The 11289-nt window shown below is 50.6% G+C and carries 12 protein-coding genes; all 12 read right to left on the bottom strand.

The window, feature by feature from the left end:
- The coding region (tssM, locus tag VIN66_RS00705) for a type VI secretion system membrane subunit TssM (RefSeq protein ID WP_331922205.1) at nt 1–1126 on the bottom strand (1126 nt) is incomplete at its 3' end.
- Between the two features lie 77 nt (nt 1127–1203).
- Nucleotides 1204–2508 carry a type IVB secretion system protein IcmH/DotU gene (gene icmH, locus VIN66_RS00700; protein WP_331922204.1) on the bottom strand — a complete coding sequence of 435 codons (1305 nt, stop codon included), beginning with the start codon at nt 2506–2508 and terminating at the stop codon, nt 1204–1206.
- Between the two features lie 4 nt (nt 2509–2512).
- Nucleotides 2513–3841 (bottom strand): type VI secretion system baseplate subunit TssK, encoded by a 1329-nt coding sequence (gene tssK / locus VIN66_RS00695; protein WP_331922203.1) that lies wholly within the window; start codon nt 3839–3841, stop codon nt 2513–2515.
- Between the two features lie 64 nt (nt 3842–3905).
- Nucleotides 3906–4412, bottom strand: coding sequence for a type VI secretion system lipoprotein TssJ (gene tssJ / locus VIN66_RS00690; protein WP_331922202.1), 507 nt, complete (start codon nt 4410–4412; stop codon nt 3906–3908).
- A 1-nt stretch (nt 4413) separates the two neighbouring features.
- The gene (tagH, locus tag VIN66_RS00685) at nt 4414–5967 is read right to left on the bottom strand and encodes a type VI secretion system-associated FHA domain protein TagH (RefSeq protein ID WP_331922201.1); all 1554 of its coding nucleotides are present in this window, start codon (nt 5965–5967) and stop codon (nt 4414–4416) included.
- A 117-nt stretch (nt 5968–6084) separates the two neighbouring features.
- A complete protein-coding gene (locus VIN66_RS00680) occupies nt 6085–6474 on the bottom strand; it encodes a DUF4280 domain-containing protein (RefSeq protein ID WP_331922200.1) in 390 nt (129 codons plus the stop codon).
- Nucleotides 6475–6500: 26 nt separating this feature from the next.
- Complete coding sequence (locus VIN66_RS00675; protein WP_331922199.1) at nt 6501–7277, bottom strand: HEAT repeat domain-containing protein; 777 nt, start codon at nt 7275–7277, stop codon at nt 6501–6503.
- Between the two features lie 162 nt (nt 7278–7439).
- Entirely contained in the window at nt 7440–8630 is a 1191-nt protein-coding gene (locus VIN66_RS00670) for a hypothetical protein (protein WP_331922198.1), read from the bottom strand.
- A gap of 6 nt (nt 8631–8636) precedes the next feature.
- Nucleotides 8637–9113, bottom strand: coding sequence for a peptidoglycan-binding domain-containing protein (locus tag VIN66_RS00665; protein WP_331922197.1), 477 nt, complete (start codon nt 9111–9113; stop codon nt 8637–8639).
- A gap of 12 nt (nt 9114–9125) precedes the next feature.
- On the bottom strand, nt 9126–9773 hold the full coding sequence (locus VIN66_RS00660) for a peptidoglycan-binding domain-containing protein (RefSeq protein WP_331922196.1): 648 nt from the start codon (nt 9771–9773) through the stop codon (nt 9126–9128).
- Nucleotides 9774–9852: 79 nt separating this feature from the next.
- Nucleotides 9853–10269, bottom strand: coding sequence for a carboxypeptidase-like regulatory domain-containing protein (locus VIN66_RS00655; RefSeq protein WP_331922195.1), 417 nt, complete (start codon nt 10267–10269; stop codon nt 9853–9855).
- 12 nt (nt 10270–10281) lie between these two features.
- Nucleotides 10282–11289: type VI secretion system Vgr family protein (locus tag VIN66_RS00650; RefSeq protein WP_331922194.1), on the bottom strand; the 1008-nt coding region annotated here is incomplete at its 5' end.

The raw sequence follows: 11289 nt of genomic DNA, 5'->3' as shown, positions 1-11289 counted from the left end.
GGCTGGCCTGCATGCCAAAAACCTGTGAGATCCTGGCCTGCATGCGATCGATCGGCGCGCCTGACTGGGTACCACTGGTAAAGTACAGGCCGCGGACAATGCCGGTGCTCATTCCATCATCGGTGCTGCTGAGCTGGCGGATGATGTTGCCAAGCGGCAGTTTAAGTGACGACAGTTGTTCACCAAAAGCATACAGCAAGTTCTTACGACCGGTATCGCGTTCTATGGAGAGCCGGCTCCACTGGCGCCGCACAATGGCCTTGTACAAGGCGGCAAACTGTTGTGCGAAATCGTGGCTGACATAATCGCTGGCAGAGGTAGCAGCATCAAAGGTAAAACCGAACGGCTGTTCGCGCTCTTTGTGTGAAAACGTATCAAAGAATTGGCTAAAGCCTGCCAGCATGTCGGCCTTGGTGACAATCACATACACCGGAAAGCGGGTATTAAAATAATCATTTACCTCGGCGATACGCTGCTTTATCTGGGCAATTTGCTGGCTGAGCTCATATTCATTAAGGTTGATGACGTCAGTCATGCTGATGCTAACCAGCAGTCCGCTAATCGGTTTTTTTCGAAAGCGTTTAATCAGGGCGAGAAAATTCATCCAGCCGGACTCATCTACTTTTTGAAAGCTGTCTTGCGAGGCATAACGTCCGGCGGTATCCAGTAACACGGCGTCCTGCGTAATCCACCAATCACAGTTTTTGGTGCCGCCCACACCCAGCAGCGCCTTGTTGCCGAGTTTGTCGGCCAGCGGGAACGATAAGCCCGAATTAGACAACAACGTGGTTTTACCGGCACCGGGCGAGCCGATAATCATGTACCAGGGGATCTGCGTCAGCGACGCAGGGCCGCCTTTGGTGTGCTTGAGTGCCTCAAAGGCATACTTAAACTTATCGCGCAAAGCGCTCGCTTCGGCGTCAATGGCCTGACTGGCACCATCATCTGCGGCGGCGATTTCCGCCACCAGTTTGTCTTGCTGTTGTAACGATTTCAGATGCTGAATGTACTTGTACAGCACATAAGCCGCGATTAATGCGCAGCACAATAGCAAGCGCGTTAACCAGCCCGCCAGCGGCACCTGGCCGGCAATGGCGATATAAGGGCCGGCGAAAAGGATCAACATAACGGCCAGGGTTAAGCATATGACCGGGACAAATAAAGAGTGTGAGGAAACCTTTTGCAGTTTGGCTAACATTCACGTTATTCCTTGGGTAACAGGAGCAGTTCAACCCGACGGTTTTCACTGGCATCGCGGCCACTGACCAATGGCTGGGTATCTGCCATGCCACGGGTAATAGAGTTTTTGATAGTAGGGGAGGTTGAATGCAACCAGTTTTCTATTGCCTCAGCACGCAATCTGGAGATGGTCCAGTTTGATTCGGCACGCCCGGTTGAATCGGTATGGCCAACAATAATGACAGAATTGGCATAAGCTGAGATGGCCTGTACCAATGTATTCAGATTGGGTAATTCAGCTTCACTGATTTTAGTACTGCCGGGCGGAAATAACGCCTCGCTGATCAGGCGGATGACGACCATATTATCTTGTGTTGCCACGGTAACCTTATGGGCTGCGATGGACGGTTGCAGCGCGTTGCGCAGTTGGCTGACAACCTCATCAATACCGGTTTGATGGCGGCTTTGCTCTGATGCGTTTGACAGCAGCTCATCCCAGGCAATGGCCTCAATTTTTGCAAGCAAAGGCGATGCCTTGGCATTGAGGTTGGATAACAAGCCAATAAACACCGCCACGCAGATAAAGCTTAAAAACAGCAATAACAAGGTAGGCGGAATACGCTTTTCAATACTGGGCGCCAGTGCTGGCGCCGCTTGCCAGCACGGCGATAAATCTGCGGCAACCGGACGGTATAGCGCAATAGGCTGGTACAGCATCTGACAAATGTTATTGATGTCGCTGTCGCTGGTTTGACTGAGGCGGTATTTACCTCTGAACCCCAGCGACAAACAAACGTAGGCGAGTTCAATCAAATCCAGATTGCGCTGCGGGTGCTCCATTAACTTATTGGCGATCAGGAAGAATTTTTCACCGCCGGACGTCTCATTGTGATACTTACTGAGCAGAGTTTGTTGGCTCCAGGGACTGTCGATCCCCCAGGGCGTGCTTAACACCAGCTCGTCGATGAGGCAGCATAGCTGGTAGCGCGCTGTCAGCATGACTTCATCTGTTGTGCCTTGCTCTTTCAAAGTATTGCTGAACTGGCGGAACAGATTTTCCACATCCAGCCGCAGTTGTTCAATGCTATTGCTGGGTGCCAGGGTGCGCAAATGGCTGGCCAGGCTGATGATGTCGCGGGCTTCACTTAACAGGATATTTTCGCCGGCGATGTCTGTAGCAGCAGGCCCGGTTGCCGCATAAGCACCAGCACCTGCAGCAGCGGGCGACAGCCGTGTTCTGCTTAGTTCGTCATGTTGAGCGTTATAGCTACGACGGCCACCAGGATTGGGGATCAGCATGGTTTTGGATAAGTCATCGTCATTGTGCATGCTGTTAACTCCGGATAGCCCAAAGCTCCATGGTTAAATTAGGGAAGTTCGTGCCGATATGGCAGGCGATGCCGCCTGACGAGGCAAGCGCTTGCCAGGTGTCGCCAGTTTGTACCAACTCAAAATACACATAGTGACGTTGATAGGGGATTTCTCTCGGTGCCGCCGCCAGCGGTGTTACCTGAACGCCGGGAAGCTGCAAATTGACCAATTCTTTAATGGATTCAACCGGGCCGATTTTTACCTGCTGCGGGAAAAACTGGCGAATATTGTCGGCTGGTATATCAGCGCTGACCGCCAGAATAAAGCTGGCACTGCTAAACAGTGTTCGGTCGGCGACATTGCCTACCCGAACGCCAAACTTCTTCTCTTGTAATGGAATATTGACCGAGTTTTGTTCCAGTACGACGCTGAAGAGTTTGCGCAGTTGTTCAATCAGGGCCGGGAACACATCATTCAGCTGCTGATGCTGGTAGTGTGGCAGCACAGGCACCATTTTGTCTGCCTGAATAATGGTACTCATATCACCAATTAAGCTGACCCATTTCTCGTACAGGTAAAACGGCGTAATGCTGTCGGCGTTGTCCATATAGCGCAGCATCGGCAAGTGGCGATTTAGGGTTTGCAACATCATGAAATCGGTTATTTCACTGTTGGTCGACTTACCTGCCACTGACACCCGGCTGGCGAGCGACTTAATTCTGTGTTGTGTCAGGTTGACCAGCTCGCTGATAAAGTGGCTAAGGTAGGCGCTGGTTCGGCAATTTAGTGAGGGTGCGAGAAAATCTGCGCTTAAGCTAACGTTGCCATTCGGGCTGACATCGTCCACTTTGGCCAGCGCCAGGCAAACAAACTCGCTGTTGTCCTGCAAACTGGTGCGCAATGAACAATTTAAACCGGCAACTTCAACAAAGGTCTTGTTATTGGTCAGGCCTGAGACATCACGGATCTCCTGCTCTGCCAACTGGTAACGGCCGGCACTGGCTTGTTCACGGTTGATTTCATTATTGCCCTGGCGACGAATGGGCAACGCCAGATACAGCGTGGCGTTAAGATGAGACGGGTCAATATCTATCGCTTTAGGCAGTTTGTCGGTTTCCGGAATGCTGAAAAGGCTACCGTCATTGAATACGCCTTCAGCACGATTAATGCCGAATTTGCCCGATTTGAGTAATGATTGCTCAATCTCAACGGTTAATAAACCCCACGGATACGGCATGCAGGCATTGACCGCTTGCCTTAACTGGGCTTCATGGTATCGGCTTTGCTGTTGAAAATGGTGCGGCTGAAGCATCATGCCTTCGGTCCATACCACGCGTTTTTCCCATGCCATTTAAGCAATATCCTTAATCATTTGCGCTGGATTGTGTTTAAGCCGTGTTGTTGACGACACAACGTTAATTCGTGCTTACCCGCACATTGTTTTGTTCTATCGAGATGAGCATGCCTTTGCTGGCAAACAGATTGATGCTGTCGAGCAATGAATCGTCTGCAATGGGCTGCACCACTTTCCAGGACACCAGATTGATCTCGCGGTAGCCAACGGCCACGCCGATAAATTTGGTGTCGGCAGAAATTTCCGTTTCCAGGTTTTGGTTTGAACCCGGGTCAATCAGGTAGTTATTCATACTGATAAGCTGGCTGCCAAGCATACTGGCATTGCCGTTAAACAGGTCTTCGTACAGCGCATCCTGAAAATTGCCGGCACTGGTAAGTTGATACACCTGAACCACCACAGATGAGGGTGCGCCCTGAAAATCCGGATTGATATTGTCTGCAGCGCTGATGCTGAGGGTAAAGTCGATCTTAGTATCGGCAGGTGATGAGGCGCAGGCATTCAGCAGTAAGCTGCCAAGCAGCAGGGCGAACCAGCGCAAAGTCCATTTTCGTAATGTCGGTGCCATGTCAGTCTCCCTGGCGGTTGGTTTTGGCATTGCTGATGTAGCTTTCATAAGCTGCAGAAAAGTGCCGCGATAAAATATCGTTGAGATTCTCTTTAACCTGTTTTTGCAAGGTCTGCTGTTTGTTAGCGAAGGTTTCCCAGTTGCGTGCATGCCCTTTAAAGTCCATTAGTCCGCGGCCTTTTTCATTTGCTTCTTGTTCAATGTTGCCGGGTGAGAGTTCGTCTAAAATGCCTTGCAGTGACGCTTGCAGCCCTGATAAAAACGCCATCTGATGCAACTGCAAGTCATGCATGGCTTCGGCATAAGCGGCTTGCGCGGTCAAATAGCCGGGCTTTTTCTTCACCAGTAGCATTTCCAGCGTGTCGCTGGGGTCGAGGGAAAACTTAATCGGATTATTGGACTGGGGTTTAATCATGGTCATGGATAACCGTGACTCTTGTTTAAGCACCGAGCGCCCGGCCAATAAAGCCATTAACCCCTGAGTTGATGTCATCAGCACCTGCATCAGATCATTGGCAAATTCGGCTTTATCAACCGACTGCATGTACGCCGCAGGCAGCCCCAGCTTTTGGTACAACAAGGTAAAAAAGTCGTCCTGCTTATTGCCAGCTGTTGCCTGCGGCACTGGAGCCTTTGCATTTACCGCCTGAACATCCGCAGCCTGTGCAGCAACAGCCTTTACATCGACAGCACTATGGCTTGCTGGTTGCGGTGTTGGCTCAGCTGCAGCGGCCGTTGCAGCATAGTGCGGATACTCTGGTATGTTATTTGCGCTCGCCGTTGGGCTACTTAGCGGCCCGCCGTGGTCAGCAACATCGCCGGATGTTGCCGGTGGCGTTAGCATTTGCGCCGGTTCGTCATCCAAATCCCAATTATCAGGAATGGTGTTGTCGCTGTGCTGAGGCAAAAAGGGCGAAGCCGCTGATTGCGGCCGGGCGGGGATACTTGCCTCGCCAGCAGCCGAAGGTGCAGCCATACCGCTGGGGCTGCTACCAGATATACCGGCGGATAAAATATCAAACAAACCTGAATTATCTGTTTTAGCGCTGCTCGCTTGCGGGGGAACGGCAGATGTAAGCGACGAATTAAGCGGTGCTGCGTGGCTGGCTGAGGCGCTGGTAGCCGGTGTATGTTTACCCGAGACTAAGTCGAGTAAATCAGAATCTGTTGCCGATAGGTTGTTTGGTGCAAAAGCTGCCGCCGGCATGGGCGGGGCAGGTACATGAGCCGGTGACAAGTCTATTGCATTGACCTGAAGGTACAAGGTGCCCAGCTTGATAATGTCATTTAGCTGCAAACGGTGAGAATTACCTTTGCCCAGCGGCCGGGCATTGTCATTAATGTAGGTGCCATTGCTGCTGGTATCGGTAACCAGAAAATGATCGTTAACAAACGAAATGATAATGTGCTTGTTAGAGATGAATCGCTCGGCATCATTTAACCGCCAGTCACAATCCTGCGATCTGCCAACACTGCCGCCACGTTCGTTAAAACGAAAAGTAATTAGCTGTTGGTCAGGGATATTGGTGATAAGTGCCAGATGCAAATTTGCCATAGGTGTAGGGTGTCCAAAAACGCTTTGCTCAAATGGGTTTCAGCATGATCGAAACAACATACGAAACAACCGATGTGTAAGTTGCAGGTGAGCAAAAAATTATATGGACAGTCAGGTTTAAGGCGTTTGTACGGTTTTACCCCCCGGATTGGTGATAGAAATAGTACCGCCCCAATTGCAGATGCATTTTGCGGTGTTATTCAAAGCCGGTTTATTGCCAATCTGCACCGTTGCACACCCCGGTGACCAGGGTGCAGCAATGACAGGCATACAGGGCATCGGCGTCAGCACTCCCATAGCGGCAGCGGTGGCTGCGGCTACGGTGGGGTTTGCCGGTGAACGGCACATGCCAAAGGGCGGAATATTAACAATGGGGATCTGGTCCATGATGGTTGCTGCTGGCAAACCATCGGCCAGTGTCCTATTTAGCGGTGGGACTACCAGCGTGCCGGGAGCAAGACCTTGCGAGCACATCAGCGTTGCACCCATTGTAACCTGAATCGCCATACTCTCTCCTGCACAAGCGTGGACTATTAGTATTTAACCTTGGCACTGGCGTAATTTAATTCAGCAATTTGTTCATCGCTGAAGTTGGCATAAACGCTGGCGTCGAAGCTTAATGTAAGTTGCGGTAACAGCGCGCCAATCAGCATCACTACCGCATCACAGACCCGAATTGTCGTGGGGAAGCCGGGGAAATGTCCGCCCAATGATTTGTATTGCTGCTTATTGGATAATAACTGGCGCAATGTCGCCACCAGCCAGGGTTGATTGATGTATTCAACCAGCTGAAATGCTTCAGCAAAAGTATCGGCATCCTTGATGGTGAGTAAGTAGGCCGAGAACTGCTTGCGCCGCTGCTCCACGCCAATTTTCGCCAGTGCTGCCATGCTGTGTAAGGCGACACTCACGGCTTGATCTACATTGCAGTATTTTTCCAGCGCAGCGCTTTGTGTGATATCCAGGCGCTGACCCAAAATCAGAATAAGCCGGTTTTTAGCGTTGTCGTCTTGCAACCGGTCTAACAGCCCCACCAGCAGAGGTACTGATAACTTGGCTTGTTGCTGCTCAATTTCCGCCAGCGCAGCGTGCATAACATTCGGATCCGCATCATCCAACGCGCTGAATAAGGCGGTTTTGCTGATCAGAATATCAACGCCACCCAGGGCCATCACAGCGCGCAGTCTGATTGATGCATCCTGATGTGCCAGCAAAGGGGCTAACTCATTTAAGGCTGCTTGCCCCATGGTTGAGGCGATATTGCGCGCGTCGGTATCATGCTCCAGTACCGCCTGTGTTAACCTTGACATATTCTGCTCTCCAGCCTTTATCTGTACCTGTGATGTCTGTGTTTTATCACAGGACTGTTGTGCGCTAACGGGTAAAAGTATGGCAACGCCTGCCAGCAAGGCTAGCATCAGGCCAGCATAGTGGCTGTGGCTCAGGCGTGCGCATATCAATGTCATCAGATACTAGGTCCCGTATAAATTGTTCGCCCCTTTGGCGATATGGTTACGCACTATGGCGCAATGGCCGTCAATGCAGGCTTTACCGGTATTGATGGCCTTTAACGGGATAGCTGCGCCGCGGTATGCGCCGTGCGCGCCACTGCCGTAACCAAAGGTATTAAATTCCGGCCAGTCAGCACCTTTATGTGGCGTGGCACTGCGGCTGCGCCTTGTGGTATTCCAGTTATGCATTAAAAAACGCATTGACCAGCTGTCGAAGCGCCCCCAACCGGGAATATTGTTGTCAGGGCCATCTGACGGATGCCTCAGTGTAAAGAAATGGCCAATTTCATGGGCAATATCATTGGCACAAAACACGACATCATTACTGCGGTCCAAACTGCTACCACCGTTAGTCTGCAACCCCAGAAATACACCGGGGTGACTGAGTTTATATCCTTTATAGTCGTTCGTGCTAAAGCCATAACCCAAGGCGTCTTCCAACTCCTGAACCACATAAACGTTGATATAGCCCGCTGTCCAGTGATGTTTCAGTACCAGGTCAACTTCGTTGAATTTAAGATAATTTGTGCCAGATGCATTGACGGCCAGCAGTTTGGTTTTGGCGAAGCTAAGGTCTACCCCGGCGTTGAACCATATATCCGCAGCCAGTTTCGCAATCGGATCAAAACTGATCTTTGGCGGCACACCGGGGGCTGTTTTGCTGTTAATGGCAACAATATGTGGCTGCACATTGACACTCATCAGCGGCATCACATAGACAACTAAACGGGCAATCACAGGCCCGTCTTTTTTCTGATAATGCACTTCCAGGTTAGCAACTGCCGGCGTCCAGTTCAGCACGTACTGCGTACGCAAACGAATATTGCAGGTTTTGCCAGGCGTACAAGGTTGATTGACAGTCGGGCTCTCTACGGTAAATACGTTGTTGTCAGACGAGCTGACATACAGCACGGCATTGTCATCAATATCCTCGCGCACCAGCTGGATCTCGACCTCATGGTTATGCGCAATCGACACGGCATTGCCACGCACCGCCGTGGATGCCGGTAAATTATTCATTGCAGGAATAACATGGTTAAAACCGCGTTCATCAATGTCGGGATAGCGTCTGTCAGGAGGGCCGATAACAGCGCGTTGAAAGCGTACCGGAACTACCCTGCATTCTGTTTTAATCGCAATGTGTTTGGCCACTAACGCTTATTCTCCAAATTCTGATTTAATTTTATCGTAGGTTTCGTTATGTAAGTTGCCACTGCTATCTATGTTGTGGTCGGCCTGAAAATTGAGGATGGCACGGTCAAATGCAGCGTCCCACTTGCCGTCGGCGGCGCCCGCAAAATAGCCGAGTAACCGCAGACGTTGCTGCGCACCCTTAATGCTGTTGTAAGGTTCCAGATTGACCGCGGGTTGCAGTAAATAGCTGCTACCCAGTGCTTTTAGTTCAGCGCTCATGCCGGCAGGAATAAACACTTCGGCACTGCCATCGGCCTGCAATTGGCCGGATTGTGAAAAACGATTATTCAGATACAGCTCGTACTCCACATCAGACGACACCGGACGTTCATTGTTGTTGCCTGACTTACCGGGGTACAACTGGAAATACACTTTCATTTTGTGTACGCGTAATGTGTTGTTATTGCTCTGGCTGCTGCTGGAACGCGCTACTTTAGCCATGACGGATATTCCTTAAAACCCATATACATCGTTTAGTTTCGACACCAGGGCACCATCAACCCGGTCATTGACGGCCAAGCCATTTACCAGTTTGAATCGGCTAATGGCAGCCTTGGTGGAGTCATCCAGGTCGCCATCTTCATTACGACAAACATAGCCAAGGTTATTCAGGCGGGCCTGAATACCGGCAATGTCCACCACATCTTGCAAGGCGCCAAATTCGAGTGTCCAGAACAGGTTGTTCTTGCGATCTTTGTCTAAGTAAACAATTAATTCACCGGTTCTGGCTGTGGCATCAATTTTCACTTTCAACTTGCCGGCGCTATCGAGCTTACCGCTGTGTTTAATCCCGTTTACCTGTAGTTCGTAGTCGTGATTGGCCAGCGGGCTGCCGGCAAAATCCCCGATACTGACGATAAATTCAGCGATCACGCCTTTCACCACAAACCGGTTATATTGCTCCGGTTTAAGTGGTTCGCATTTGACCTTTTTATCGGGAATGCAAAGTACCTGATTGGTAGTCAGCACATGCATATTACGGTGAGACTTTTTAAAGTCCTGGTTTTCCGGTGCCTGGTAAATGGCGTTGCCATCAGCAAAACCGAACTCTTTGGCCAGGCTGGCGCAGCAATCACCCGCGAGTATTCTTATGCGTTGCATAATCTGGTTCCTTGGCGCTGATTTCGTCCTGTGCAACCGTCAGAATACGCAGCCAACATCACTGAGCGTCTGCCAGTTACTACCATGATTTTTCATCCAGCTGTTCCAGCGTCAGTGTGCAGTTACCTGGCGCAAATTGCTCAACTCTGGCGCGGCCTTTGGCATCAGTAGTGCCTGTTTTGACGCTGCCGTCGGGCAGGGTAATGGTGTAAGGGTGGCCTGCTAACGGCTGGCCAGCTTCATCGACCAGTTCAATGCCCACCCAGCTGGTTTTAACCTGCTGTTGTTGCTGTGCTTTGTCTTTGCTGCTGACTGCAATCGGCAAAGGTTTAAAGGCTTTGGCTTTGGTTTGCCCGTATTTACCGCTTTGCTGTGTTTGCTGCTGTACCTTGAGTTTATTAACTTCGCCCGGATCAGCGCTGTCAGCCAGATGCACCGCCTCAGGCTTAGTGGCATTGATGTTTGTTACAGGGTTTCCCGGTTTTGGACCTGGCATCTTGCTTACCTGTTAATTAATCTTGACCAAACCGCCACTGACGGAGACCTGACCCGCCGCGACCACATCGGTTTTTCCACCGCCTGACAACGTCAGATTACCCGCAGTCACCACTTCAATTTTGCCGTTCGATTTTATTGAAATACCGCCGCTGTCCATTGAGATGAAACTACTGCCAACCTGCAAGGTGATATTGCCCGACGCTTCAAAGCACAGGTTGGTGGCTTTTACATAGTAATCGTTGTTTACCAGCAGCGAGGCGTTACCACCGACTTGCTCAGAACGGTCTTGTTGTACATTTAATGAGGATGACTGGCTAACCTCTTTGGCCTCTTTGCCGCCAATACGCAGGTTCAGGTCGCCGCCAATTTGTTCAATGTGATTACTGGTAATATCTTCATGGCGGTTATTTTCCACTTTGGTGTAAAAGTCCTGTTTTACACTCAGGTGTTTGTCTTCGCCGATGGTTTCGTAGCTGTTTTTAGTGACAGCGGTATCCATATTCATGGCGGCGTGTACAAACAGTTGCTCCTGATCTTTTTCATCGTCAAAGCGGATTTCGTTGAAATTACCACCGCCTTTACTGGAGCGTGACTTAAAGCCGGATTTGTTTGCATTGGCAGGCAGCTCATAAGGTGGCAATGCCGAGCCGTTAAACACGCCACCAATCACAATAGGTTGGTCAGGGTCGCCCTGTAAAAAGTCTACCAGTACTTCCTGGCCCACTCTTGGAATATGTATGCTGCCCCAGTTTTTGCCCGCCATCGTCTGAGCAACGCGGATCCAGCATGAACAGCTGTCGTCAGCTGCACTGTGACGATCCCAGTGAAAGCGCACCTTGATGCGGCCATATTTGTCGGTCCAGATTTCCTCTCCGGCTTTACCGACAACGGTTGCTGTTTGTGGGCCACTCATTTGGGGTTTAACCACAGATTGCGCCGGCCTGAAGTTGACCTTGGCTGAAATAGCCTCAGCCTCAAACGTCAGCATCTGGTGTTGGTCCAGTTCCTGCTCTTCTAA

Origin of the sequence: Rheinheimera sp. (assembly GCF_036568245.1) — a bacterium.
Classification (GTDB): domain Bacteria; phylum Pseudomonadota; class Gammaproteobacteria; order Enterobacterales; family Alteromonadaceae; genus Alishewanella.
This window is presented reverse-complemented; position numbering and strand designations above follow the sequence as displayed.

What these genes read in the sequence shown, in the direction of transcription:
- icmH (WP_331922204.1), bottom strand. Translation starts at nt 2,508, where the DNA reads ATGCACAATGACGATGACTTATCCAAAACCATGCTGATCCCCAATCCT.
- tssK (WP_331922203.1), bottom strand. Translation starts at nt 3,841, where the DNA reads ATGGCATGGGAAAAACGCGTGGTATGGACCGAAGGCATGATGCTTCAG.
- tssJ (WP_331922202.1), bottom strand. Translation starts at nt 4,412, where the DNA reads ATGGCACCGACATTACGAAAATGGACTTTGCGCTGGTTCGCCCTGCTG.
- tagH (WP_331922201.1), bottom strand. Translation starts at nt 5,967, where the DNA reads ATGGCAAATTTGCATCTGGCACTTATCACCAATATCCCTGACCAACAG.
- VIN66_RS00680 (WP_331922200.1), bottom strand. Translation starts at nt 6,474, where the DNA reads ATGGCGATTCAGGTTACAATGGGTGCAACGCTGATGTGCTCGCAAGGT.
- VIN66_RS00675 (WP_331922199.1), bottom strand. Translation starts at nt 7,277, where the DNA reads ATGTCAAGGTTAACACAGGCGGTACTGGAGCATGATACCGACGCGCGC.
- VIN66_RS00665 (WP_331922197.1), bottom strand. Translation starts at nt 9,113, where the DNA reads ATGGCTAAAGTAGCGCGTTCCAGCAGCAGCCAGAGCAATAACAACACA.
- VIN66_RS00660 (WP_331922196.1), bottom strand. Translation starts at nt 9,773, where the DNA reads ATGCAACGCATAAGAATACTCGCGGGTGATTGCTGCGCCAGCCTGGCC.
- VIN66_RS00655 (WP_331922195.1), bottom strand. Translation starts at nt 10,269, where the DNA reads ATGCCAGGTCCAAAACCGGGAAACCCTGTAACAAACATCAATGCCACT.